This is a genomic window from Microbispora sp. NBC_01389 (assembly GCF_045040095.1).
In the GTDB taxonomy this organism is placed as follows: Bacteria; Actinomycetota; Actinomycetes; order Streptosporangiales; family Streptosporangiaceae; genus Microbispora.
The window spans coordinates 6,712,766-6,738,008 of record NZ_CP109552.1; the positions used below are offsets into that span (position 1 = coordinate 6,712,766).

General features: G+C 71.8%; 20 protein-coding genes, 2 tRNA genes, 1 pseudogene and 1 riboswitch. Of the genes and pseudogenes, 6 read left to right on the forward strand and 17 right to left on the reverse strand.

The genetic code is table 11. The features are described 5' to 3' along the window. The first annotated feature begins 19 nt into the window (after positions 1–19). Positions 20–1,195, forward strand: a complete 1,176-nt coding sequence (locus OG344_RS29645; protein WP_405085902.1) for a DUF5685 family protein — start codon at positions 20–22, stop codon at positions 1,193–1,195. A 6-nt stretch (positions 1,196–1,201) separates the two neighbouring features. On the opposite strand, the gene OG344_RS29650 is transcribed toward OG344_RS29645, so the two are convergent. The 6 genes from OG344_RS29650 to OG344_RS29675 all read right to left on the reverse strand — a co-directional run bounded on the left by OG344_RS29650 (position 1,202) and on the right by OG344_RS29675 (position 9,262). Then, a complete protein-coding gene (locus tag OG344_RS29650) occupies positions 1,202–2,101 on the reverse strand; it encodes a mechanosensitive ion channel family protein (RefSeq protein ID WP_405085903.1) in 900 nt (299 codons plus the stop codon). Positions 2,102–2,143: 42 nt separating this feature from the next. Beyond that, the gene (locus OG344_RS29655; RefSeq protein WP_225311167.1) at positions 2,144–3,148 is read right to left on the reverse strand and encodes a ribonucleotide-diphosphate reductase subunit beta; all 1,005 of its coding nucleotides are present in this window, start codon (positions 3,146–3,148) and stop codon (positions 2,144–2,146) included. Continuing rightward, complete coding sequence (locus OG344_RS29660; RefSeq protein ID WP_405085904.1) at positions 3,145–5,388, reverse strand: ribonucleoside-diphosphate reductase subunit alpha; 2,244 nt, start codon at positions 5,386–5,388, stop codon at positions 3,145–3,147. The genes OG344_RS29655 and OG344_RS29660 overlap by 4 nt, the downstream gene beginning before the upstream one ends. A 131-nt stretch (positions 5,389–5,519) precedes the next feature. Further along, positions 5,520–5,731: riboswitch (cobalamin riboswitch) on the reverse strand. 45 nt (positions 5,732–5,776) lie between these two features. Further along, a complete protein-coding gene (locus OG344_RS29665; protein ID WP_405085905.1) occupies positions 5,777–6,751 on the reverse strand; it encodes a Bug family tripartite tricarboxylate transporter substrate binding protein in 975 nt (324 codons plus the stop codon). Positions 6,752–7,160: 409 nt separating this feature from the next. Next, positions 7,161–8,978: a glutamine--fructose-6-phosphate transaminase (isomerizing) gene (gene glmS / locus OG344_RS29670; RefSeq protein WP_405085906.1), complete on the reverse strand. Its 1,818-nt coding sequence runs from the start codon at positions 8,976–8,978 to the stop codon at positions 7,161–7,163. Positions 8,979–8,986: 8 nt separating this feature from the next. Then, positions 8,987–9,262 (reverse strand): hypothetical protein, encoded by a 276-nt coding sequence (locus OG344_RS29675; protein WP_327046525.1) that lies wholly within the window; start codon positions 9,260–9,262, stop codon positions 8,987–8,989. A gap of 448 nt (positions 9,263–9,710) precedes the next feature. Here OG344_RS29675 and OG344_RS29680 point away from each other — a divergent pair, with 448 nt between their 5' ends. Continuing rightward, the gene (locus OG344_RS29680) at positions 9,711–10,892 is read left to right on the forward strand and encodes an IS701 family transposase (RefSeq protein ID WP_405085907.1); all 1,182 of its coding nucleotides are present in this window, start codon (positions 9,711–9,713) and stop codon (positions 10,890–10,892) included. A gap of 460 nt (positions 10,893–11,352) precedes the next feature. Then, positions 11,353–12,036: a hypothetical protein gene (locus tag OG344_RS29685; protein ID WP_405085908.1), complete on the forward strand. Its 684-nt coding sequence runs from the start codon at positions 11,353–11,355 to the stop codon at positions 12,034–12,036. A gap of 492 nt (positions 12,037–12,528) precedes the next feature. Here the strand turns inward: OG344_RS29685 and OG344_RS29690 are convergent, their stop codons facing one another. Then, a complete protein-coding gene (locus OG344_RS29690; RefSeq protein ID WP_405085909.1) occupies positions 12,529–13,092 on the reverse strand; it encodes a DJ-1/PfpI family protein in 564 nt (187 codons plus the stop codon). A 273-nt stretch (positions 13,093–13,365) separates the two neighbouring features. Here OG344_RS29690 and OG344_RS29695 point away from each other — a divergent pair. Together OG344_RS29695 and OG344_RS29700 are read left to right on the forward strand one after the other, a co-directional pair. After that, positions 13,366–13,437: transfer RNA gene (locus tag OG344_RS29695), tRNA-Gly, on the forward strand. 25 nt (positions 13,438–13,462) lie between these two features. Continuing rightward, a tRNA-Val gene (locus OG344_RS29700) sits at positions 13,463–13,537 on the forward strand. A 615-nt stretch (positions 13,538–14,152) separates the two neighbouring features. Here the strand turns inward: OG344_RS29700 and OG344_RS29705 are convergent. The 6 genes from OG344_RS29705 to OG344_RS29730 all read right to left on the reverse strand — a co-directional run bounded on the left by OG344_RS29705 (position 14,153) and on the right by OG344_RS29730 (position 20,943). Continuing rightward, positions 14,153–14,761, reverse strand: coding sequence for a hypothetical protein (locus tag OG344_RS29705; RefSeq protein ID WP_405085910.1), 609 nt, complete (start codon positions 14,759–14,761; stop codon positions 14,153–14,155). Positions 14,762–14,838: 77 nt separating this feature from the next. Continuing rightward, entirely contained in the window at positions 14,839–17,253 is a 2,415-nt protein-coding gene (locus OG344_RS29710) for a molybdopterin oxidoreductase family protein (RefSeq protein ID WP_405085911.1), read from the reverse strand. A gap of 109 nt (positions 17,254–17,362) precedes the next feature. Further along, positions 17,363–18,460: a phosphotransferase enzyme family protein gene (locus OG344_RS29715; protein ID WP_405085912.1), complete on the reverse strand. Its 1,098-nt coding sequence runs from the start codon at positions 18,458–18,460 to the stop codon at positions 17,363–17,365. 171 nt (positions 18,461–18,631) lie between these two features. Continuing rightward, on the reverse strand, positions 18,632–18,886 hold the full coding sequence (locus tag OG344_RS29720; RefSeq protein WP_327046529.1) for a hypothetical protein: 255 nt from the start codon (positions 18,884–18,886) through the stop codon (positions 18,632–18,634). 78 nt (positions 18,887–18,964) lie between these two features. Further along, positions 18,965–19,861, reverse strand: a complete 897-nt coding sequence (locus OG344_RS29725) for a ribokinase (RefSeq protein WP_405085913.1) — start codon at positions 19,859–19,861, stop codon at positions 18,965–18,967. Further along, positions 19,858–20,943 (reverse strand): LacI family DNA-binding transcriptional regulator, encoded by a 1,086-nt coding sequence (locus OG344_RS29730; RefSeq protein WP_405085914.1) that lies wholly within the window; start codon positions 20,941–20,943, stop codon positions 19,858–19,860. The genes OG344_RS29725 and OG344_RS29730 overlap by 4 nt, the downstream gene beginning before the upstream one ends. Positions 20,944–21,154: 211 nt before the next feature. Between OG344_RS29730 and OG344_RS29735 the strand changes: the two genes are divergently transcribed. Beyond that, complete coding sequence (locus OG344_RS29735; RefSeq protein WP_327046532.1) at positions 21,155–22,030, forward strand: hypothetical protein; 876 nt, start codon at positions 21,155–21,157, stop codon at positions 22,028–22,030. Between the two features lie 52 nt (positions 22,031–22,082). Here OG344_RS29735 and OG344_RS29740 read toward each other — a convergent pair whose 3' ends face one another. The 4 genes and pseudogenes from OG344_RS29740 to OG344_RS29755 form a co-directional block, all read right to left on the reverse strand. Beyond that, entirely contained in the window at positions 22,083–22,445 is a 363-nt protein-coding gene (locus OG344_RS29740; protein WP_327046533.1) for a DUF2203 domain-containing protein, read from the reverse strand. A 34-nt stretch (positions 22,446–22,479) separates the two neighbouring features. Then, a pseudogene (locus OG344_RS29745) lies at positions 22,480–22,639 on the reverse strand (VOC family protein); the annotation flags it as partial. Positions 22,640–22,658: 19 nt separating this feature from the next. Next, positions 22,659–24,002, reverse strand: a complete 1,344-nt coding sequence (gdhA, locus tag OG344_RS29750; RefSeq protein WP_405085915.1) for an NADP-specific glutamate dehydrogenase — start codon at positions 24,000–24,002, stop codon at positions 22,659–22,661. 73 nt (positions 24,003–24,075) lie between these two features. Next, on the reverse strand, positions 24,076–25,017 hold the full coding sequence (locus OG344_RS29755; RefSeq protein ID WP_405085916.1) for a GNAT family N-acetyltransferase: 942 nt from the start codon (positions 25,015–25,017) through the stop codon (positions 24,076–24,078). Positions 25,018–25,243 lie beyond the last annotated feature (226 nt).

A 25,243-nucleotide genomic window follows, 5' to 3' on the forward strand; every position in this document is an offset into this window, starting at 1 on the left:
GCGATCTCAGGGAGTGTGGGTGTTCGGGATCCTGCGGCCATGTGCCCGGCACTCCTGCCCGTCGGTCCACGAGGCGTGGCGCGCGCACCTGTGCGGGCTGTGCCTGACGCTGCGGGACCACCATGGGCAGCTCGCCCGGACGGCCACCAACTACGACGGTCTCGTCCTGTCCGTCCTGACCGAGGCGCAGGCAGGCGTGCGCCCCGGGGCGAGCCGGCGGACCGCCGGGCCCTGCGCCCTGCGCGGCTTCCGGCCGGCGGAGGTGGTGCCCTCGGCCGACCGGGGCGCCCGCCTGGCCGCGGTGGTCTCCCTGGCCCTCGCCGCGGAGAAGATCCGCGACCACGCGGCCGACGGGGACGGGATCGCCGGTCGGCGCGTGCGCGGCGCCCCGCTGCGCGCGGCCGCCGCATCGTGGACCTCGGCCGCGCGCCGCGGCGGGGAGGCGATCGGCTTCGACACCGCCGTCCTGACCGAGGTCTCCGGCCGCCAGGCGCTGCTGGAGGCGTCCGCCGGCCGTACGCTGCTCGGCCTCACCGAGCCCACCGAGACCGCCGCCGCGGCGGCCTTCGCGCACACGGCCGTCCTCGCGGGGCGGCCGGGCAACGCCGAGAGCCTGCGTGAGGCCGGTCGTCTCTTCGGCCGCCTCGCGCACGTGCTCGACGCGGTGGAGGACCTCGCCGAGGACCGGGCCCGCGGGGCGTTCAACCCGCTCGACGCGACCGGCACCTCCCCGGCCGAGGCGCGGCGGGTGTGCGAGGAGGCGCTGCACGGGCTGCGCCTCGCCGTGGCCGACCTCGACCTGGAGGAGCGCCACCTCGTCGAGGCGCTGCTGTGCGGCGAGACCCGCCGCGCCGTCGCCCGCGCCTTCGGAACTCCCCCGTCGGCCACCCGCCCGCACCACCTCGCGGGGCCCGCCGGGGAGCACGGCGAGCCGCCGTGCGTCGCCTTCACGGCGGTGGCCGGGGTGGCGACCTTCGTCACGTGCGGGCTCTACCGGCCGCCGTGGAGCCCCTACCGGCAGGCGCCGTGGACCGACCGCTGCTTCTGCGACGGCTGCGACTGCCCCGACTGCTCGGGATGCTGCGACTGCTGCTCGGGCGACTGCTGCGGCGGGGACGGGTGCTGTAGCGGGGACGGGTGCTGCTGCGGTGACGGCTGCTGCTGCGACGGATGCTCCTGCGACTGCGGCTCCTGACGCCGGTCAGGGAGCCGGGGCGTCGACGCGCAGGCGCGGCAGGCTCTCGGGGTGCTTCTCGCGGATGAACGTCACGAGGTGCTCGCGGATGTCGCACCGCAGGTCCCAGGCACTGGCCGAGTCGGCCGCGCTCATCAGCGCGCGCAGCTCGACCAGCCCGTTCGCGGTGACGTCGGTGACCTGGAGCGTCCAGTCCTTCTGGTCCCACAGCGGGTTGTCGCGCAGCGCCCGGTACAGCTCGGCCCGCACCTCCTCCACCGGCACCGACCAGTCCACCCGGAGGTACACGCTGCCGAGGATGCGGCTCTCGTGCCGGGTCCAGTTCTGGAAGGGATTGCTGGTGAAGTGGGACACCGGCAGGATCAGCCTCCGCTCGTCCCACAGGCGCAGCGCCACGTAGGTGAGGGTCAGCTCCTCGATGCGGCCCCACTCGTCCTCCACCACGACCACGTCGTCGAGCCGCAGTGCGTCGCTGAAGGCGAGTTGCAGCCCGGCCAGCATGTTGCCGAGCGTGGACTGGGCCGCGATACCGCCCACCACGCCGGCGATCCCGGCGGAGGCCAGCAGCCCCGCGCCCAGCGCCCGCACCTGCGGGAAGGTGAACAGCATCGCGCCCAGCGCGATCACGACGACGACCGCCGCCGACACCCGGCGCACCAGCGCGATCTGGGTGCGGATGCGCCGGGCGCGGCGGTTGCGCTCGCCCTCGATCCGGGTGAGCCGGTCGAGCACCACGTCCGTCACCGCGTACGCCGCCTGGATCAGCAGCCAGGTCACGCAGGCGATCAGCAGCAGCGACAGCACCCGCCGGACCAGTTCCACCGCCACGATCGCCGCCGCCACCGCGATCGCCAATGTCGCCCAGTTCCACGCTGCCGCTGTGACGGCGCCCCCGTTCGTCGTCATGGGGTTCCCTTTGCCCGGTAGTGGAACCCTCTTAAACAAGGATCAGAAGGCTTCGTCGAAGGCGACCTCTCCCTCGACCGCCACCTGGTAGGCCGAGACCCGGCGTTCGAAGAAGTTCGCCAGCTCCTGCACGTCCTGGAACTCCATGAACGGGAAGGGGTTGGCCGTGCCGTACCGCGCGGGCAGGCCGAGCCGGGCGAGCCGGCGGTCGGCGACGTACTCCAGGTAGCGCCGCATGTTCTCCGCGGTCATCCCGCCGGCGCCGTCGCCGCACAGGTCGCGGGCGAAGGCCAGCTCGGCGGCGACGGCCTCCTCCATCATCCGCACGACCTGGCCGGCCAGCTCGTCGTCGAACAGGTCCGGCTCCTCCCGGCGTACGGTGTCCACCACCTCGAAGGCGAACTCCATGTGCATGGACTCATCGCGGAACACCCAGTTGGTGCCGGTGGCGAGGCCGCCCAGCAGCCCTCGGGAACGGAACCAGTAGACGTAGGCGAAGGCGCCGTAGAAGAACAATCCCTCGATGCAGGCGGCGAAGCAGACGAGGTTGAGCAGGAAGGCCCGCCGGTCCGCCCGCGTCTCCAGCCGCGACAGCTCGCTGATCGAGTCGATCCAGCGGAAGCAGAACTCGGCCTTGTCGCGGATCGAGGGGATGTGCTCCACGGCGGCGAACGCCTTCACCCGCTCGTCGTGGTCGGGCAGGTAGGTGTCCAGCAAGGTCAGGTAGAACTGGACGTGCACGGCCTCCTCGAACAGCTGGCGGCTCAGATAGAGGCGCGCCTCGGGCGCGTTGACGTGCTGGTAGAGGTTCAGCACGAGGTTGTTGGCCACGATGGAGTCGCCGGTCGCGAAGAACGCCACCAGGCGGTTGATCAGATGCCGCTCCCCCGGCTCCAGCGTCGCCAGGTCGGCGAGGTCGGAGGCGAGGTCGACCTCCTCGACCGTCCAGGTGTTCCGGATCGCCGCGCGGTACCTCTCGTAGAACCCGGGGTAGCGCATCGGGCGGAGGGTCAGGTCCATGCCCGGGTCGAGCAGCATCGTTCTCATTGGCACGCCTCGCAGATCTCGGGGTTCTCAAGGGAGCAGGCGACCGCGGTGTCGGGGGTGACCGCCGTGTCGGGAGTGACGGCCGGCACGGTCGTCTGGGCGATCCTGGTCGCCGGGCGGGAGCGCAGGTAGTAGGTGGTCTTCAGGCCCGACCGCCAGGCGTAGGCGTACATCGACGAGAGCTTGCCGATGGTGGGCGCGGCCATGAAGAGGTTGAGCGACTGCGACTGGTCGACGTACGGCTGCCGCGCGGCGGCGAGGTCGACGAGCGCCTTCTGCGGCAGCTCCCAGGCGGTGCGGTAGAGCGTCTTGAGCTCGCCGGGGATCGTGGGGATGTCCTGGATCGAGCCGTCGTGGAGCTTGATCGCGTCGCGGGTCGCCCGCGTCCACAGCCCGAGGGCCTGAAGATCGCGGACGAGATACCGGTTGACCTGGAGGAACTCCCCCGACAGCGTCTCGCGCTTGAAGACGTTGGACACCTGCGGCTCGACGCACTCGTAGCAGCCCGCGATCGAGGCGATCGTGGCCGTCGGCGCGATCGCGACCAGCAGGGAGTTGCGCAGCCCGGTCTCCGCGATCCTCGCGCGCAGCGCCGCCCACTCCTCCGGGTGCGCCGGGGCGCACGGGTAGTGGTCGGGGTGCAGGACGCCGCCCGCCGCCCGCGTCTCCTCGTACGCCGGGTGGCGCCCGCGTTCGGCCGCCAGGTCGGCCGAGGTGCCGTACGCCGCGAGCGCGATCTCCTCGGCGATCCGGGTGGAGAGAGCCAGCGCCTCCGGCGAGTCGAACGGCAGGCGCAGCGCGAAGAAGACGTCGGCGAGGCCCATGACGCCGAGGCCCACCGGCCGCCACCGCTGGTTGGCCGCCTCCGCCTCGGGCGTCGGGTAGAAGCCGAGGTCGATCGTGCGGTCGAGGAACCGTACGGCGGTGCGGACCGTGGCGCGCAGCCGGCCGAAGTCGACGGCGTCCCCCTCGGGGGTGAGGTGGGCGGCGAGGTTGACCGAGCCGAGGTTGCACACGGCGGTCTCGCCGTCGCTGGTGACCTCCAGGATCTCGGTGCACAGGTTCGACAGGTGGATGACGTTGCGCGGCAGCGCGGTCTGGTTGGAGGCGCGGTTGGCGGCGTCCTTGAAGGTCATCCAGCCGTTGCCGGTCTGGGCGAGGGTGCGCATCATGCGGGCGTAGAGGGTGCGCGCGGGCACCTGCCGGACGTACCGCCCGGCCGCCTCCAGCTCCCGGTAGCGGGCGTCGAACGCCTCGCCCCACAGGTCGGTCAGCTCGGGAGTGTCCTTGGGGTCGAACAGCGACCACACGCCGTCCGCCTCGACCCGGCGCATGAACTCGTCGGGCACCCAGTTGGCCAGGTTCAGGTTGTGGGTGCGGCGCGACTCCTCGCCCGTGTTGTCGCGGAGCTCCAGGAACTCCTCGATGTCGGCGTGCCAGGTCTCCAGGTAGACGCAGGCGGCTCCCTTCCGCCTGCCGCCCTGGTTGACCGCCGCCACCGACGCGTCGAGCGTGCGCAGCCAGGGCACGATGCCGTTGGACAGGCCGTTGGTGCCCCGGATCAGCGACCCGCGCGAGCGCACCCGGGTCCAGGCGACGCCGATCCCGCCGGAGTACTTCGACAGCCGGGCCACCTGGCCGTACCGCTCGTAGATGCTCTCCAGCTCGTCGCGCGGCGAGTCGAGCAGGAAGCACGACGACAGCTGCGGGCGGAGCGCCCCGGAGTTGAACAGCGTCGGCGAGCTGGGCAGGTAGGCGAGCGCGGACATCAGCCGGTACAGCTCGGCCGCCTCGCCGACGCTCGCCGACAGGCCGCAGGCCACCCGCAGCAGGAAGTGCTGCGGGCGTTCGAGCACCCGCCGCGTGACCGGGTGCCGCAGCAGGTAGCGGTCGTAGACCGTGCGCAGCCCGAAGTACTCGAACCGGTCGTCGGCCGCCGGGTCGATGAGCGCGTCCAGCGCCGCGGCCTCGTCGGCCACGAACGCGGCGACGGCGTCGCCCAGCAGTCCGGCGGCGTGGGCCGCCGCGACCGACTCGGAGAAGGCGCGCACCCCCTGGCCCGCCGTCTCCTCCTCGATGACCCGCGCGAGCAGCCGCGCCGCCCGCCGGGAGTTCTCCGGGTCGGCGACGACCCCCGCCGCCGCCTCCTCGATGGCCCGCCAGACATCCGCGGCCGTCTCCGCGCCGCGCGCCCCGGCGCCGGGGCGCGCGGGCGCGGAGACCGGGTCGGTGATCGTCATCGGTCGCCCTCTCCTCCTCGTCTCCTGACCCGGCCGGCCGGAGGGGAGGGCACACCGCGGCGTACGCCTGCGACGGCACGGCGTACGGGCGGCGGGCCCTCCCTCGGGGCACGGCGCGGGCGCGCACGGTGGATCCGCGCGCGGTCGCGGGCAGGTCTTCGGGCTCGCGGGCGACCGACGGGACACACGCCCGCCGGACCTACTGGCCGTCGCTTCCCGGCGCGCTCGCGCACCAGTGCTCCAATGACGGCGGTCGTTCCCGCTCACCGCTGCGGGGCAGCCCCGGATTCACACCGGGTTCCCTCTTGCCTCACCGAGGTGAACCAGCGACGCGATGGATCCTACATCTAGTGGGCGATCACGCAAGCAGCCCTACAAGTTGTGTTGCTCACCGGATTCCGAGATCGTCGAGGAGCAGGGCCGTACGACGCGCCTCGCCCGTCAGCCACTGCCGGAACTCCGCACCGGCGAGCCACATCGGCGTCCAGCCGTTGCGCTCGCACAAGCGGAGCCAGGCGGGCGAGTCCACGACGGCCCGGCACAGATCGGTCAGCGCGTCGCGCTCGCGGGCGGTCACCCCGAGAGGGGCGAGCAGGCCAGTCCAGTTCGCGTACGCCACGCGCACCCCCGACTCGGCCAGCGTGGGCGCGTCCAGGCCGGGCAGGCGCTCGGGCGACGAGACGGCGAGTGGCCGCAGCCGCCCGGCCCTGACCTGGGCGGCGACGTCGCCGCGCCCGCCGAAGGCGAGCGCGGTCGTCCCCTCGGCCACCGCCGCGACGGCCCGGGCGGAGCTGTCGAAGGCCTCGTACGCCGCCAGGCGCGGGTCGGCCCCGAGGCCCCGGGCGGTCAGGCCGAGCAGCAGGTGGCCGGGCCCGCGGTCGGGCCCGCCCGCCACCTTCACCCGCTCCGGGGTGTGCAGCAGGGCCGCCGCGACCTGCTCGAACGTGCGGTAGCCCGAGCCGGGGGAGGCCACCAGCACCTGCCACTCCCCCGCCAGCCTGGCCAGCGGCACGGTCCGGGCGGCGAACGACCCCACGTCACCGGGCGCGTCACCGGGCGCGTCACCGAGTGCGCAGTCGGCGAGCAGGAGGGGGTCGGCGACCATCAGCCGGTCCGCCCGTCCCGCTGCGAAGCGGCCGAGGGCCGACGCGCCGCCGCCCTGGGCGTCCCGCGTGATCAGCACCCTCCGGGCCCAGCGGCGGGCCTCGATGAGGGACTTCAGGCTCCGGGCGACGCCGTCCCCCCAGCACTCCGGCGGGCCGGGGACGAGGAGGGAGATCTCCCCGCGGTACGAAGGCGCCGGAGCGCCGCACCCGCCCGCCAGGGCCAGGACCCCCAGTGCGAGAACCGTACGGCGTCGCATGCCGGCACCCTCCCCCCGAAGGCCCCTTATGCGGACACACTATGAGAAACGACCCCATGTCATGACATAACGGACGTTACGGATGCGGCAATCGATGCCGGCGTTATCGTGATCGCCATGGGTTCGACGATCTCTCCCGTGGTCGCCCCCGGCGCCATGCGGCGGCTGCCGCAGCCGTCCCTGCCCGCCGGCGACCTGCTCCTGCGCCCCTGGTCCCCCGGGGACGCGGGACCGGTGCTCGACGCGTTCCGTGATGCCGAGATCCAGCGATGGCAGGTGGGGCTGCGCGACATGGACCTGCCGGAGGGGCAGGCCGAGGCGGGCTACTGGGGGAGGTGCACGCCCTCCTCGACGCCTAGCACGAGCACGGCTCGCGTCGCTGGGACGCGAGCCGTGGGTGCCGATGGGCTTACTCGACCGTCACGCTCTTGGCGAGGTTGCGGGGGCGGTCGACGTCGCGGCCGAGGGCGACGGCGGCGTGGTAGGCGAACAGCTGGAGCGGGATCGTGAGCAGGATGGGGTCCAGCTCCACCTCGTTCCTGGGCACCACGATGCAGTCGTCGGCCGCCTCCGAGGTGCGGTGGCCGACCATGAGGATGCGGCCGTGCCTGGCCCGGATCTCGCCGAGCGTGGTGAGGTTCTTGTCCAGCAGTTCGTCGTCCGGCACGACCGCGACGGTCGGCAGCTCGGGGCTGATCAGCGCCAGCGGGCCGTGCTTGAGCTCGCTCGCCGGGTACGCCTCCGCGTGGACGTAGGAGATCTCCTTGAGCTTCTGGGCGCCCTCGCGGGCCACCGGGTAGCCCCGGACCCGCCCGACGAACATCATGCCCGGAGCGTCGGCGTACTTCTTGGCCAGCTCCCTGATCCGGTCCTCCAGGGTGAGGATCTCCTTGATCTGCTCGGGCAGCCGCCGCAGGCCGTCGCAGATCCTGCGGCCGTCGGCCGGCGACAGGTCCCGTACGCGGCCGAGGTGCAGGGCGAGCAGCGCGAACGCCACGGCGGTGGAGGTGAACGCCTTGGTGGAGGCCACCGAGACCTCGGGCCCGGCGTGCAGGTAGATGCCGCCGTCGGTCTCCCGGGCGATGGCGCTGCCGACGGTGTTGACGATGCCGAGCACCCGGCCGCCCTTGCGCTTGAGCTCCTGCACGGCGGCGAGCGTGTCGTACGTCTCGCCCGACTGGCTGATGGCGACGTACAGCGTGTCGGGCTCGACGACCGGGCTGCGGTAGCGGAACTCCGAGGCCGGCTCGGCGTCGGCGGGGATGCGGGCCAGCTCCTCGATGAGCTGCGCGCCGATCTGCCCGGAGTAGTACGCGGACCCGCAGCCGATGATCTTCACGCGGCGGAAGGACCGGGTCTCGCGGGCGTCCATGTTGAGGCCGCCGAGGTGGGCGATGTGGAACCGGTCGTCGATGCGCCCGCGCAGGGTGCGGGCGACCGTGTCGGGCTGCTCGGAGATCTCCTTGAGCAGGTAGTGCTCGTAGCCGCCGTTGTCGTAGTGACCGGCGTCCCAGTCGACCGTGAACGGCTCCTTGGCGGTCTCCCGGGCGTCGCCGGTGAAGGTGTTGAACCCGTCGGCCTTGATGACCGCCAGCTCGCCGTCCTCCAGGTGGACGACCTGCCGGGTGTAGCGGATGAGCGCGGCGACGTCGGAGGCGGCGAACATCTCCTTCTCGCCGAGGCCGAGGACGATCGGGCTGCCGTTGCGGGCGACCACGATCTCGCCGGGACGCTGCGCGTCGACGACGGCGATGCCGTACGTGCCGACCACGCTCTTCAGCGCCCGCTGCACGGCCTCCCGCAGCGAGTCGGTCTCCTTGACCATCCGCCCGACGAGGTGGGAGAGCACCTCGCTGTCGGTCTCGCTCTCGAACGTCACGCCCTCGCCCTCCAGGCGGCGGCGCAGCTCGTCGGCGTTCTCGATGATGCCGTTGTGCACGACGGCGATCCGCTGCTCCTGGTCGAGGTGCGGGTGCGCGTTCACGTCACTGGGCGCGCCGTGCGTGGCCCACCGGGTGTGCCCGATCCCGATCGTGCCCCTGAACTTCGCGGGCACCACCGCCGCCAGGTCGGCGACCCGGCCCTTGACCTTGCGCGTCTTGAGGCTCCTGGAGTTCACGACGGCGAGGCCGGCCGAGTCGTAGCCCCGGTACTCCAGCCGCTGGAGACCTTCGAGCAGGATGGGCGCCGCATCCTGAGGCCCGACGTAAGCGACGATTCCGCACATAACCGCTCCTATCCGTAAACGATCCTCCGGAGCTGGCGCAGGGTCAGCTCCGGTGCCGCGACACGCCTTCCCGCGAGCTCGGTGGAGATCCTGGGGAAGATCTGGTCGTTGGTCAGCCCCCTCGACTTGAGTTCGCCGTGGCGGCGCCGCACGTACTCTTCCGCGGGCTCGCCGAAGTACGCCAGGACGTCGGCGACCACGCGGGCCGCCTCACCCGGGCCCAGCGAGGTGGTCCGGGTGAGATGGCCGATCAGATCCTCGAAGGGATGCCGTGCCGTGGACACAGAGCAGGACCCTAACGCAGCGCGGATGCCGACTAACAAGTTTCTTGCCCGTTTTCGGGCAGGATCAGACTGAGGATCGCTGAGAAGAGGGAATACGAAGGGCCTCCCTCCCGGCTCAAGCCGCCGGACCACGGCGCGCAGTTACCTCCACCTGCCAGACTCGCGCGTCCACGCCGACGGTTCCGGCCTGCCCGGTTCCACTCTGGCCTGAGCCCGCCCGGCGAGAGCGAGCCCACCGAGGCCGTCGTCCGTCCTGCCCACCGACACGGGGCCGCGGACCTGGTCCACCCGGCGAAGATCGCCGACGGATCGAGCACGGCTACCGCGTACTGAAGACCGGCCTGGGCCTGACCCGTACTACATCCGTAGATCGGTTTGAGTGTTTGGAGAGCGCCGAGGTGCCGGATACGGCATGGTCTTGTCGTTACCTCTCTCCTACGATCTGGTCATGTCCTGGGACGCCGAACTGACGGCCCTGACCGAACGAATCGGGCGCACGCTGTTCGTGCGGCCTGAGCCGCGGGCGAACTTCGCCGATCTGGTGCGTGGTCTTCTGGCCGACGTGCCGCGCAAGAACTCCTGGCAACTGTCCGACCATGTCGGGCACTCCACCGCCAACCGGTTTGAGCACCTGCTGGACCGTGCGAAGTGGGATGTCGAGGCGCTGCGGGAGCAGGTGCGTGACTATGTGGTGGAGCATCTGGGCAGCGCGGACGCGGTCCTGATCGCCGACGACACTCAGGCGATCAAGAAGGGCGACCGGTCGGTCGGGGTAGCCCGCCAGTACTGCGGCGCCACCGGGCAGGTGGAGAACTGCCAGGTCATGCCGATGCTCACCTACGCCTCGGCGGCCGGGCACGCGTTCATCAACCGCCGGTTGTACCTGCCGGAGTCCTGGGCACATGACGGGCGGCGGCGGGCGGCTGCTGGGGTGCCCGAGGAGGTCACCTTCGCCACCAAGCCGCGCTTGGTGATGGACATGCTTGCGCAGGAGGTGGATGCGGGGACCCCGTTTGCGTACCTGGCAGCCGATGCCGGCTACGGGCGTGACCCCGAGCTGCGGGCGTTGTGTCACCGCCCTGAGCGTCCGATCGCCTACGTGATGGCTGTCCCGGTCGACCTGCCCCTGGTCACCGTGACCGGGGACGGCGAGCCGGCCGGGCACGTGCTGGATCGGCTGCTCGCGCTGGGCGATGTCGGGTTGTGGGAGCGCCGCTCATGCGGGCAGGGCACCAAGGGGGTGCGCCTGTATGACTGGGCCGCCGTCGCGGTGCATGTCAAAGACCAGGCCCCCGCCCCGGGGTACGGGCACACGCTGCTGATCCGGCGCAGTGTCGCCGACCCCGATGACATCGAATTCTTCCTGGCACACGCCCGGATGGGCACCCCGATCAGCGAACTCATCCGCATCGCCGGGACGCGCTGGAAGATCGAGGAGAACAACGAGCAGGGAAAAGACCTGCTCGGGTTGACTCAGTACCAGGTCCGCAAGTGGACGCCGTGGCACCGGCACGTCACCACCGCGATGCTCGCGCTGGCCTTTCTCGCCGTCACCCGCGCCAACCTCCCCGACAGTGAAACCGACACCGACCAGGGAAAAGCCAGACGACTCCCGGAGCGACCACACTGATCCCACCGCGGCTGATCCGCCCATCAGTAGCCGAGATCCGCCGCGTCCTGGCCCGGCTCTTCCTCCCCGCGACCCGGCTCGTCGAGCATGTTCTCGCCTGGTCCAGGTTCCGGCTCATCCACCAGACACGGGCGTTGATCAGTCATTACCGACGGCGAGGAGACCCACCACCTCAAGATCTACGAATGTAGTACTGGTAGCAGTCGCTAGTGGAGTCCAGAGTTGCCCGGCGCCTTTTGATGATGAAGTCGCCGGGCAACGTCCATGTTCTTATCCGAAGATGGGTCAACGCATGCGTGTTTCAACTAAGGCCGCTGTAGCGGCGGTAGCGCTTCTGTCATTAGCGGCTGCATGCACAGCGGAAGAAACCTCTGCAAAATTGGAAGCCCGGCCGGCACAGCATCTGCGAGAATTATATGGAGTAGCACTGTCTATAATCAGGCCAGACTATGCGGTCGACTTGGACGCCGAATCCGTCCACAACGTGCCGACGGGGGAGAATGGTGTTGCGATCGCAATAGAGCGTGTCCCTCAGGCCGGCTATGACACTTCTGGGGCTATCGCCAGAACCCCTTTCATCGTCCGAACGGATACCGAAGGAACTCTCATATTCCCCCGCCTGGAAAAGGACGATGCCACCGACGCGTTGAAGGAGTACATGGCGGGTGCAGGACGGAGCGAACAGGCGAAGCGGCAGGTAGCACGGGTGCTGAAGGGTCTGGATGACGACCATTTCGCGGTCAGCGTCATCGTCGAGCTGAGGCATGAGATGTCCGACGAGGAATTGGAGAGGAAAAACCTCAGCGATGCGCAGAAGGCTCTCTTTCCCGCGATCCTGGACAGTGGGCTTCCCGCGACGTGGGCAAGTTCGAACTGCGACCAGCTTTCCTTGCCTGAATGTGACCATGGAGGGCCTGTCAAGCAGTTTCGTTCCTGGCTGGCGAAACTGACCCCCGCCGACCGCGATTTGCTCCTTAAGAAGGGTATCGACGCAGGCCATCTCGAGAGTGTGCTCCGGGAAGGGAAAGTGGCCGGTCTGATGTATGATCTGACGCTTCCAGAGGGTGCCCTGAAGTTGATCGGGAGTTCCGATGTCCGGGCCGCGTACTTGGTGGGAGTTCAGCTCCGCAGGCCGATCCCATGAAGGTTGGCGCTGAATGCGTCTTCCCGCCCCGCCACATCAGACTGGTGCCGGCCCGGATGCCCGGCCCGAGATCTCCAACCTGCGGTGTCTCAGCGTTGCCGTGGCCGCTGCAGCGGGAAACCTCCAGCTCAGCGCGTTCCTTCTCTCATACAGCCCTTCTCGCGGGCGTGCTGCTTGACCAGCTCGGCCTTCTCCCGCCGCAGCCGCTCCAGCTACTCGCGCTCGGACTCCTCCAGCGTCCCGCCTCAGCCGCTGCCGCCGGCGTGCCGGTCCATCTGCACCCAGTTGTGCAGCGTGTGCTCGTTGCTACCAAGGCCCCGCGCGACGAGGGTCTGTCCAGGCCCCGCCTCCCGGACTGCACGTGATCGAAGGGAACCGAGCCGGCCGCGCCGGCAGCGCCGGCGCGGCAAGAGCGACGCGGTGGATGCCGAGAACGCCGCGCGGGCCGTGCCGGCCCGAGACCCTTCTGGACACCCGCCGGGCACGCGGGGATCAGGTCGCGGGGGCGGCGGCCCGCAGGACCCTCATGAACTCGCGCATCCACGCGGGGTGGTCCGGCCAGGCCCGCCCGGTCACGAGGTTCTGGTCGACGTGCGCCTCGCTGTCGACCCATGTGCCGCCGCCGTTCTCCACGTCCGGAGCGCAGGCGGGGTACGCGCTGCACTCTCGGCCCTTCAGGACCCCGGCGGCCGCCAGCACCAGCGGACCGTGGCACAGCGCGGCGATCGGCTTGCCCGCACCGGCGAAGTGCCGCACGATCTCCTGGACGTGGCGGTCGCCCCGGAGATACTCGGGCGCGCGCCCGCCGGGGATCACCAGCGCGGCGTACTCTCCGGGGTCCACGTCGGCGAAGGCGACGTCGGCCGCCCAGGTGTGGCCCGGCTTCTCGGTGTAGGTGTCGAAGCCCTCGACGAAGTCGTGCACGACGAACTGCAGCCGCTTAGCGGACGGCGCCGCGATGCACGCCTCGTAGCCCTCCTCCAGGAGCCGCTGGTACGGGTACATCACCTCCAGGTCCTCGGCCGCGTCGCCCGTGATGATGAGCACTTTCGCCATGGCGGTAATCCCCTCTGCGTACGGTTGCGCCTCGTCGTGCGCACGGCCTCCCCCGCAGGTCAACGCCTCCCGGTGTGCGGTCACGCCCGGGGTCGCCCGTACGGCGCCGCGGGCCCGGCGGGAGGCCGGCCCGCCCGGCGGCGGCCCCCAGCACGGCCGGGCGCGGCGGCCCGCGCTCTCCGATCGCTCTCCGGGTGGGAACAGATGGCACCGGCACCCCCGGGGATCCGCTAGAGTTGAGCACGCGTCGCCGGGGAATCCCGAGCGATGGCTGCGGAAGTGGCTCAGTGGTAGAGCATCACCTTGCCAAGGTGAGGGTCGCGGGTTCGAATCCCGTCTTCCGCTCGGAGCCCGGACGACATCCGGGCACGGGCGATTAGCTCAGCGGGAGAGCGCTTCCCTGACACGGAAGAGGTCACTGGTTCAATCCCAGTATCGCCCACCACCCCATCCCGGCACCCATGCAGTGGTGCCTCATCGGCCGCGCGTGCTGTCGTTCCTCCTCACAGGTAGCCCAATCTCGGGCAGCGGCATCCGCACAGCGCCTTCCCAACCGTGACATCCACGCGGCGACGCCCGTACACAGCCGCAGGCGCGCGCAGTGGCACGGGTGGCTGCGCCGGGCAGACGGCAGGGGTGCCGTGCTGACGCCGCTCACGGTGCGGAAACTGTGCTCACGGTGCGGAAATCGGTGGTGCCGACGCCGGCCGCGGCAGGCGTCGGCACCGATATATATGAAACGACCCACGGTGCCGGACCCGTTTTCCCGGCGTTCCGCACCGCCGGTACGGCCCCCGCCATGAGCACCGGCGTCGTCGATGGGCGCACCCATCCCTCGTCGTAATCATTTTCTATCAATTATCGCCATCCGAGCACAATCTAATTTCTGCAACGATCCCGCGACATGATCTCAATATTGTCTACATGGCGACATTTGTCGGCGAATCAGCCCTGTCTCAGTCCTGCCGTGAATTGCGACAATGACGACAGACGAGAACGAGGCCGCGTCCTCTGGACGATTCTTCTCCGCGTTTGTATGAATCCGCGCGATATGCGAACCTCACCAGGACGTGACGACGAGGGCCTGCGGCGCGGCCCGCCGCATCCGGGTCCGCAGCCAGAGCAACTGCATGGCCGTCTCGGGGGCGCACCGGCCGGCCAGGTCGATGAGCTCGTCGTCCTTCAGCCCGCGGGCGACCAGTGCGACCAGGCTCCAGGAAAGATCGCATTCGGTCGCGAGAAGGTACAACCTGTGCAGCTCGCGCAGCAGCACCAGGCCGCCGCCGGCCCCGCCGTCACCACCGTTCCCGGTGGCGCGTGCGGGCGTCGGCCTCGGGCGCGCCGGCATCACGAGACCCACCCCCTCGGGGCCCGCCCGCTGGAGCTCCGCCCGCGTCGCGTCGAGGATGACCGGATCCGGCACCCACGGCTCCATCCGATGCTCCGTCTGTCGCTCGCCCTGTTGAGGTGCCCGGTACCGCCGCTGGTACGGCTCAAGCCGCTCCGCGTGCGCCCGGCACTGCGCGGCCAGGCGCTCGCACACGCCGCACAGGTCGGGCTCCCGGGGATGACCGCGCCACAGCGCGTGGAACCCGCCGGACAGCTCCTGCTCCGTCCGCACCAGGAGCGCCAGGTAGTCCGCCAGGTGGACGGTCACCGATCGGCCCACCCGGGGGCGGCCTCCCCGCCGGCCGTACGCGCGGTGTCGGTGTCCATGACCCCACCCCTCTCCGGTGATCGCGGACGTCAGACCTCCTCGTACCGCTCGCGTACGGCGACGCCGTGCCCGAGGGGCGTGACGACAGGGCAGACGCCCTCCGCGGGCGTGAGCTCCTCCCCGGGCTCATCCGGCCCGGGGGCGGCCCGCACCAGGCGCACCGCCGCCGCGGTGCGCAGCGGCTGCCGCGACACCGGGTCCCACGAGGTGAGCGTGAGCTCCGCCGCCGCCCGGGCCTCGGCCTCGGACCGGCCGCCGAGCCGCAGGACCACGGCTCCGGGGCGGACGCCCGACAGCCGGGCGACGGCCTCCAGCGCGCCCCGGGGCGACTCGGCCCGCACGAGGTCGCCCTCCTCCACGCCGTACGCCGCGGCGTCACCCGGATGGACCTCCAGGTACGGCGGGGCGGGAGACAGGCGCGGCGCCCGGCAGACGAGGAGAACCAGCGGATGCTCGTCGTCGGCCACCTCGGGAGACGGCTCGTAGTCGGCGGCGTGGAGGAACGCCCGCCCTCCGGGGTCGTCGGCGCGGTACCGCTCCTCGCCGTACTCCGCGCCCGTGGCCAGGTCGGCCCCGAACGTCTGGCAGCGCCCCGGCTCGGTGGCGAACCTCCCCCCGGCGTACAGGCGTTCCGCGCCGTAGGAGCCGGCCGGCGTGCAGGGCCACTGCACGCCGCCGGCCCGCAGCCGGTCGTAGGCGATGCCGGTGTGGTCGCAGGGGCGGCCTCCGGAGCAGGCCTTCCACGCCTCGAACGCCGACTCGGCGTCGGTCCAGCCGACGAGCGGCAGGCCGTCGCGGTCGCGCAGGTCCATCCGCCGCGCGTAGTCGAGCAGGACGGCGAGGTCCGCCCTCGCCTCCCCCGGGGGTTCCATCGCCTTCTCGCACAGGTGCACCGTCCGGTCGGCGCCGGTCACCGTCCCGGTCTTCTCGCCCCAGGCGGCCGCGGGGAGCACGACGTCGGCGAGCAGCGCGGTCTCGGTGAGGTACGGATCCTGGACGACGACGAACAGGTCCTCGCGGGCGAGGACCTGTTCCAGCCCGGGAGTCGTGCTCACGGGGTCGGACGCGGTGATCCACAGCAGCCCGACGGAGCCCTCCTCCGCGTACCTGAAGATCTGGGCCGCGTGGGTGGCCGGCCCCCAGTGCGGGATGACGGCGGGGTCGACGTTCCAGAGCGCGGCCAGTTCGCGCACGTGTCCCGGGTCGGCCCAGTTGCGCAGGCCGGGCAGGTCCCCGGCCGAGCCCGTCTCCAGGGCGTCGCAGCCCGGCCCGCCGAGCTGGAACAGCCCGGCCCCGGGCCTGCCCAGCATGCCGAGCAGCAGGTGGAGGTTGTCGACCTGGCAGGCCGCGGCCGTCGCCTGGTTGGAGCCGAGGAGGGCCGGGCCGACGGTCGACACCAGCCGTTCGGCGGCGCCCAGGATCTCGGCGGCCTGCTCGATCCGCGCGACCGGCACCCCGCAGATCTCCGCCGCCCGCTTGGCCGGGTACGCCTCGACGGTCCGCCACAGCCGTTCGACGCCCACGGTGTGCGCGGCGACGTAGGCCGCGTCGTGCCAGCCGTTCGCGAGGAGCTCGTGCAGCAGGCCGTTGAGCAGGGCCACGTTGGTGCCGCGGCGCACGGCGAGGTGGACGTCGGCCTCCCTCGCGGCGGGCGTTCGGTCGGGATCGGCCACGATCATCGCGGGTGGCCCGGGGCCGAGCCTCCGGTCGAGCATCCGCTCCCACAGCACGGGGTGGCAGGCCGCGCAGTCGTGGCCCCACAGCGCGAGCGCGTCGCAGTGGTCCACGTCGGTGTACGAACCGGGCTGGCCGTCGGTGCCGAAGCTCGCCGCGAGGGCGGTCGCCGCCGCCGCCGCGCACCCGCGGGTGTCGCCGTCCATGTGCGGGGTGCCGATGCCCGCCTTGCCGATCACGGCGAGCGTGTAGTGCTCCTCCAGGAACAGCCGGGGGCCCGTGTGGAAGGCGATCCGGCCCCAGCCGCCGGGCGCCGCGAGCAGCCGCCTCGACCGGGTGACGACGCGGTCCATCGCGATGTCCCACGTCGACTCGACCAGGCGCCGGCCCTCGCGTACGAGGGGCCGGGTCAGCCGTCCCGGGCGTGGCTGCCAGGCGGGCCACTCGCGCGGATCCAGCCTGCCGTGGTTGACCCGGTCACCGGCCCGGCCGCGTACGCCCACCACCCGCCCGCCGCGCACCGCCAGGTCGACGGCGTCCCCGTGGGAACCGGCCGCCGAAGCGGCGGGGACCCAGCACTCGACGTCGTCCTCGGTGACGCCGTCCTCCAGGAACACGTCGACCCGCACCGGCCACGGGCTGCCCAGGCGGATGACCGGGGGAAGCGCGTCGCGCATGCGCCCCGGCAGGGCCGCGGCCAGCCGTTCCACCGCGTCGGGAGGTCCGTACGGCGTGCGCCGCCCCCTGGGATCGGCGATCCGGTCCAGCACCTGGCACCTCCGCGGTGACGATGTGTGAACGACGCTCCCCGTACCCGGCGTAATGTCCTTCTGATCCCGGATTCACCCGAACTGACCGGTTCCTTTTCGAATGCTTTCCTCAGCGTGATCCGCTCAGTGATCCGTTGAGCGATCCGTTCAGATAGCGCTCGGCCAGCTCGCAGCTGTCGCGCGTGTAGCCGGCGCCGAGCCGGGCGGCCCCGGCGGCGGCCGGGTGGGAGCCGATCCAGGCGACGAGGAGGAGGCGGCGGAACAGGATGAACGTCCAGATCTCGGCCTCGTCCTCCTTCGGGAGGTCGAGCACGGTCCGGTAGCCGCGCACCCACGACTCCGCCATGTGCGGCACCTCGGGCCGGTGCTCGATGAAGCTGACGGCGGCGGCGAGGTCGTACAGGTACCAGCCGAGGCCGCAGTCGTCGAAGTCGATGACGCCGACCTCCGCCTCGCCGTCCACCAGCAGGTTGGCCAGGCGGAGGTCGGCGTGGATGAGCCCGTACCGGTCCGGGCCCGTGCCGTAACGCCCCAGCCTGCGGCGCAGCTCGGCCTCCAGGCGGGCGAGCACGGCGCGCGCCGCACGGTCGACCCCCACGCCGTCCTGCCATCTGCCCCAGCGGGGCGAGGGCCCGAAGGCGGCGTCGAGGTCCCAGTGGAAGCGGGTGAAGGAGGCCGGCCTCGCCCAGCCCCGGGCGTGCCGGTGCATGCGGGCGGTCAGCGCGCCCAGCCGCTCGAACTCCTCCACCAGTCGGTCCTCGGCCGGTTCGGCGCCGGGAAGGAACTCGAACATCACGCAGTGGCGGGGCTCGGCGCCCGGGTCCTCGACCGTGACGACACGGGACCCGTCGCGGGCCGGCAACACGCGGGGCGTGACGACGCCCGCCTCCTCGCGCAACGCCTCCAGCCAGGCCAGCTCGCTGGCGATGGCGGCCGGCGACTGGTAGCCGAGCCGGTGGACCCGCAGGATCGCGCGCGTCGCGCCGCGCATGCCGCCGCCCGGCACGCCGTCCGTCCCGCCCTCTGCCCCGCCGTCCGGCACACCATCCGGTCCGCCGGTGTGCACGGTGAAGGTCGCGTTCTCCGACACGTTGAGCAACGTCACGGCGGCGTCCGGGGGCAGCCCGTACCGCTCAAGGGCACGGCGGGCGACCCCCTCGACGCGGGTGAGGACGTCTCCGCCGCCGGACAGGTCGTGGACCTGCATGCGCGCTCCTAACGAATCATGTCGGCCGGTCGCCCCTCATCCTCCCCTGCGATCTCCGCTCTCTTGATCCGGCCCCGGGCTCCGGCCCCGGATCTCGCCGCGTGATCCGGCCCGGCCGTCTCGCGGCCCGGCCCCGGCGGGGTGAGCGCCGGCGCCGGATCGCGTCTCAGCTCAGCGGTTGGTCCACAGATGCCAGAACCAGTCGCCCTCGGAGCAGGTGTAGTGCTCCCAGTGGCCGCGGTCGATCCCGCCCTGGCCCTCCGCCACACAGCGCGCGTGGCTCGTGAACCAGGTGCGGTACACGTCGTCTCCGGCCGGGCGTCCGGCGGCGGCGTGGGCGGCCGGCGCCGCGAGAACCGCCGGGGCCGCGAACAGGGCGGCGGTCACGAGCGCCGCGATCCCGGCGCGCTCCAGTGATCTGATCAACGGATACCTCTTCTCTGCGAAGCGATGACGTGGAACAACGCAGAGCTACCCCCCAATCACTCTCTGTATTCAGAGATTTTACGTTCGGTCCCGTACGAGCCGGTCGATCTCGGGCCGGTGCGGCATCGAGGTGCTGGCGCCCTCCCGCCGGACCGACAGCGCCGCCGCCGCCGAGGCGAAGCGCAGCGCCTCCCCGGGGCCGAGCACCTCGGTCCTGGCCACGGCGAGCGCGCCGGCGAAGGTGTCCCCCGCCGCCGTGGTGTCCACCGCCCGCACCGGGACCGCGGGCTCGTGGAGGCGGACGCCGTCGCGGGAGCCGTACAACGCGCCCCGGGCGCCGAGCGTCACGACGGCCTCGGGAACGCGTTCGAGCAGCGCCTCCAGCGCGTCGCGGGGGTCGTCGCGTCCGGTGAGGACCGCCGCCTCGTGCTCGTTCGGCACGACGACGCCGACCGCGTCCAGCAGTTCGGCGGGCAGCGGCACGGCAGGGGCGGGGGTGAGGAGCACCTCCACGCCAGTCACGGCGCCGGCCAGACGGGCGGCGGCGACCACGGCCTCCATCGGGAGCTCCAGTTGCAGGAGCAGGGCGCGGGACCGCCCGATCGTCTCCGCGTCCTCCGCCGAGGGGCCGGTGAGCGCGCCGTTGGCCCCCGGCACGACGATGATCGAGTTGTCGCCGCCGTCCTGCACGACGATGTGGGCGACACCGGACGGGCCGGGGACCGTCCGCACCCCGCTCGTGTCGACGCCCGCCCCGGTGAGCGCCGCGCGCAGCCCCGGTCCGAACGCGTCGTCGCCGACCGCCCCGAGGAACGCGACGCGCCCGCCCGCCCGTGCGGCGGCGATCGCCTGGTTGGCCCCCTTGCCTCCGGGGATCGTGCGGAAGGCCCGGCCCGTGATGGTCTCCCCCGGCTTGGGGGCCTGCGCCACGTACGCGACCAGGTCCATGTTGGCGCTGCCGAACACCGAGATCACGGCCGGTCTCCCCCGGCGAGCGCGAGCGCGCGGGCACTGGCGCGGGCGCGGGCACGGGTGGCGAACGCGGTCACCGGCCCGCCTCCGGTCGAGCACCGGACCATCAGGCCCGGCTCCACGGTCACCACGCGCGGCGGCAGCGAACCGTCCCGCAGGCGGTCGAGCAGCAGCCTCGCGGCGGCCCTGCCGCGCTCGGCCCAGCCGAGCGAGACGCTGGTCAGCGACGGCCAGGCGACCGACGCGAGCTCGGTGTCGTCCATGCCGACCACGGCGACGTCGCCGGGGACGTCCCTGCCCTGCTCCCGCAGCACGTCGAGGGCGCCGAGCGCGATCAGGTCGCTGGCGCACATCAGCGCGTCGAGACCGGGAGCGCGCGCCAGCAGCGCCCGCGCGGCTCGCGCGCCGCGGTCGCGCGTGAAGTCGCCCACCTCGACCAGGCCCTCGTCGTACGGCAGGCCGAGCAGTTCCAGCGCCTCCCGGTAGGCGGCGGCGCGGGCCGCGCCGGGCGCCGTGCCGAGCGGGCCGTTGAGCAGGCCGATCCGCCGCCTGCCGAGGCCGTGCAGGTGGTCCATCGCGAGCAGGACGCCCGTCCGCGAGTCGCCCCGCACGTTGTCCACCGGCGTGCCCTCCGGCACCGGGCCGACGACGACCACGGGGACCCGCGCCGTGGTGACGGCCTCGATGTGCTCCGCCCCGACGCCGCGCAGCGGGCTGATGATGAGGCCGTCCACGTAGCGCTCCCGCAGCCCGCGCAGCACGCCCAGCTCGTCCTCCCGGTCGCCCGCGGTCGAGTGGAGCAGCAGGCGGTATCCGGCCGCCTTCAGCACGGCCTGGATCTCCCGCACCATCGCCACGTAGACGGGGTTGCCGATGTCGGACAGCGCGAAGGCGATCTGGTGGGTGCGGCGGTTGCGCAGCGAACGGGCCACCGAGTTGGGCACGTAGCCGAGTTCGTCGGCCGCGCGCATGACCCGGCGCACCGTGTCCTCGCGCGTCGGCAGCCCGTTGAGCACCCGGGACACCGAGGCGATCGACAGGCCGGCGCGTTGCGCGATCGTGGTGATCGTGGGACCCTCGGTCACGGCCACCTCACTCTGGGGAGACTCTCGTGTACTCGTCCACGCGTGGCAGCACGCGGGAGCTGTAAACGTTTTCAGCATGGACGGCCCTTATCAAAGCGACGGCCACCAGCAGCGTCAAGTAAGCGAGACGGAAAACGTCTAGATCACCAAGCCGCAACAAGCCGCGCGTTGGTTCTGCTCTTAGACCGGTTTCGCCCTAGAATCCGCCGATGTGAACGAAGGTCACGAGGACCCGCCCAAGCTCCCCACCCGGGAGCGATCCTCCCGGCCCGGGACCGGTCGCCACCGACGGCCGCTGCCGGCCGACCTGCCGGCCGACGCGCCCGCCCTGGTCCTGGCCGTGCCGGGCAGGGCCGGAGATCCGGCGGGCCAGGGCGCGGACGTGGCCGCCGAGGTCGCCTCCATCGTCCGGATCGACAACCCGCAACTCGACCTTCGCATCGTCTCGCTGGCCGACGGCGGCACCGACCTGACCAAGGAGTTCGCCGACATCGCGGCCAAGAGGCCGGCCGGCGGGCCGGCGGCGGTGGTGGTGCCGCTCGTCACCGGACCCCATCCCCGCGTCCGGCGCGCCGTACGGGACGCCGTGACGCAGAGCGGGGCGGCGGTGCGGATCACCGAGCCGCTCGGCCCGCATCCGCTGCTGGCCGAGGCCCTGCACGTGCGGCTGTCCGAGGCGGGCCTGGCCCGCGCCGACCGCATGCGGCTGTTCAACGTCTCCTCGCCCGTCGACGGGATCATCGTCGCGACCGCCGGGGGCGACGAGGCCGCCCGCGGGGCCGACGCGACGGCCGTCCTGCTGGCCGCCCGTCTGACGCTTCCCGTCGTCCCCGCCGCGCTGGACGGCGTGCCGACGGTGCGCGACGCCGCCGAGCGGCTCCGCAAGATCGGGGCCAACCGCCTCGCCATGGTGCCGTACGTCATCGGTCCCGAGGCGGACCGCGAGCGGATCACGACGGTGGCCGAGGAGATCGGCGCCGGCTGCGCCGAGCCCCTCGGCGCCCACGAGTCGGTGGCCCGCATGGTCTGCGTCCGGTACGGCGCCGCCTTCGGCGGTTTCGACGGCTTCGACGACCTGTCGGACTGACCTCCTGGTTCGTCCGGCGGATCAGGGCGGGGCGGGGCGGGGCAGGGCCAGGTCAGGGGATCGGGCGGCGGCCGGGGAAGCCGAGGTCGCTGCGGTGATACCAGCCGAGGGCCGGCTCCCCCTCCAGCCAGCACAGCCGCACGGACACGCCGCCGAGCACGGCGGGGAAGTCGACGAGCAACGGGGCGACGCCCTTGATCTCGATCTCCTCGGCGTCGAACCAGCTCAGGATCTCGTCCATCCGCGCCTCCAGGCCCTTGGCCTCGGCGAGGCCGCCCAGGGCGGAGGCCCCCGCCTGCCGCAGGTCGAGGGTGAGCTCCGCGAGGTCGGCGCGGACGGCGACGAACGCGCGGGCATGCTCCAGCACCTCCGGCATCAGCGACCCGGCCTCGTCCAGGGTGAAGATCCTCGCCACGCTCCGGACGCTACCGCATCGGCCCGCCGGAAGGTCACAGGCGGCGGCGCGGCAGGCAGAACTCGTCGCCCTCCGGGCCGGCGAGCACGTGCCACCCCTCCTCACCGGTCTGGCCCACATCGGCCCGTGCGGCGCCGGGCTTCAGCGGGCGGTCGAGCTCGTCCCTCCTGGTCGCGGTCGGCGGGGTCGACGTCGTCGGCCTCTGGAGAGAACTCAGATGAGGCCGAGGGCGAGCATCGCGTCCGCCACCCTCCTGAAGCCGTCGATGTTGGCGCCGGCCACGTAGTCGCCCGGCATGCCGTACGCGTCGGCCGTCTCCAGGCAGCGGGCGTGGATGTCGCTCATGATCTCCTGGAGCCGCCGCTCGGAGAACTCGAACGTCCACGAGTCGCGGCTGGCGTTCTGCTGCATCTCCAGGGCGCTGGTGGCCACGCCGCCCGCGTTGGCGGCCTTGCCGGGACCAAAGGCCACTTGCGCCTCCTGGAACACCCGGATGCCCTCGGGCGTGGTGGGCATGTTGGCGCCCTCCCCGACCGCGATGCATCCGGCCCGCACCAACGCCTCGGCGTCCTTGCCGGTTATCTCGTTCTGCGTGGCCGACGGCAGTGCCACCTCGCAGGGCACCTCCCAGACGCTGCGCCCGGCCACGTACGTCGCCGCGGCGCCGCGGCGCTCGGCATAGACGCTGAGGCGGTGCCGCTCGACCTGCTTGACCTGCTTGAGGAGGTCGAGGTCGATGCCCTTCTCGTCCACCACGTAGCCGGAGGAGTCGGAGCAGGCCACGACGACGCCGCCCATCTCGCCCACCTTCTCGATCGCGTAGACGGCGACGTTGCCCGAGCCCGAGACGACCACGCGCCTGCCGTCGAACGACGTGCCCTTCGCCTTGAGCATCTCCTCGACGAAGAAGGCGCAGCCGTAGCCCGTGGCCTCGGTGCGCACCTGCACCCCGCCGTAGCTCAGCCCCTTGCCGGTGATGACGCCGGACTCGTACCGGTTGGTGATGCGCTTGTACTGGCCGAACAGGTAGCCGACCTCCCGCTGCCCGACGCCGATGTCCCCCGCGGGCACATCGGTGTACTCGCCCAGGTGCCGGTACAGCTCGGTCATGAAGCTCTGGCAGAAGCGCATGATCTCCCGGTCGGAGCGGCCCTTCGGGTCGAAGTCCGCGCCTCCCTTGCCCGCTCCGATCGGCAGGCCGGTCAGGCTGTTCTTGAAGATCTGCTCCACGGCGAGGAACTTGATGATGCCGAGGTAGACCGAGGGGTGGAAACGCAGCCCGCCCTTGTACGGCCCGAGCGCGCTGTTGAACTCGACTCGGAAGCCGCGGTTGATGTGCACCTCGCCCCGGTCGTCCTCCCAGGGCACACGGAAGATGATCTGCCGCTCGGGCTCGAAGATGCGCTCGATGATCTTCTGCTCCGCGTACTCCGGATGCTTGCCCAGCGCGGGACCGATGCTCTCCAGCACCTCGCGCGCGGCCTGGTGGAACTCGGCCTCTCCCGGGTTCCGGCGCAAGATGTTGTCGTAAACGCTCTCAAGCCTCTCGTGCAGCACTCGATCGCTCCTCGCTTCTGCCTGATTCCTCCCGCCTCACTTTAGCGATGTCAAAGTTGTGAGAAAGACCGTCTCAACTGCCGGGACGGACGACGGCCCGCCAGACGTCGATGACCAGGACCGGCCGCATGCCGACCGACTCGTACAGACCGAGCGCCGGGGTGACGTTGTTGGAGTCGACGTGCAGGATCGTCCCCACCCGTCCCCGCCGCTCGTCGGCCGCGAAGGCCCTGGTGAGCAGCAGCTTCCCGAGGCCGCGGCCACGGAAGCCGGGCCGCACCGCGAGCGTGCGGACATAGCCGCAGTTCTCGTCGGACACGAAGTGGTCGGTCCCGAGCAGCATCGCCGCCGGTTCGCCGTGGACGCGGGCCAGCAGAAGCTGCCCCCAGTCGTTCGCGCTGGACGACTCCATCTCGGCGGTCCACTCCTCGAACGTCTTCGGCACGAACCCGAAGTGCTCGGCGAAGCCCTCCTGCTGAACCCGGTGGGCCGCCCGGAGCACCCGCTCGTGGCCGTCGTGCCCGGGAGAGCCGGCCTCGACCTCGACCCCGGGCACGAAGACCGGCCGTACGCCGGAGTGGTCGGTCCGCATGCGGTGGAAGCTGGTGGCAGGGGCGAAGCCGCGCCGCTCGGCGGCCTCGCGCATGGGCTTGTCCTGCGCGTAGAGGCTGATGTCCACCACCGCGTGGTCGTGCCCCGCCTCGCGGGCGAGATCGGCGGCCCGGCCGAGCACCATGTCCCACAGCAGGGCGGCCGCGCCGGGCTCCCGCGCCTGCACGTCGATGTCGACGTTCTCGCTGGCGCCGTTGCGCCTGGCGTAGCCCCAGCCGACGAGCCGCCCGTCCAAGCGGACCAGCCAGCTGTCGTGGTCCAGGTCGAGCTCCTTCAGGGTGTCGGCGATGTCATCGAACGTCCAGTCGGGCCCGCCGGTCACCTCGATGTCGTGCTCGGCGACCAGTTCGTGCACGGTCGCCGCGTCGGCGACCACCGGCCGCCGGATTTCGTAGTCGTTCACATCGCATTTGTACGTGTCGTGACTTGTGGGGGACTTGCCGGAGCCTTGTGTCGTCATGAAAGTTTCCCGCGCCCCGGGCGTCACGCGGGCGAGGCGCCCATCGTAGGCGCTGATCAGAGAGGGCGATACCGAAAGGCGTCCGCGTCACGGTTGATCCGGACGCGAGGGTCTGGATTCCATGGTCCCGCAGTGACAGGCGGTCGCGGGCAGTCGCACGCGGCCGCGG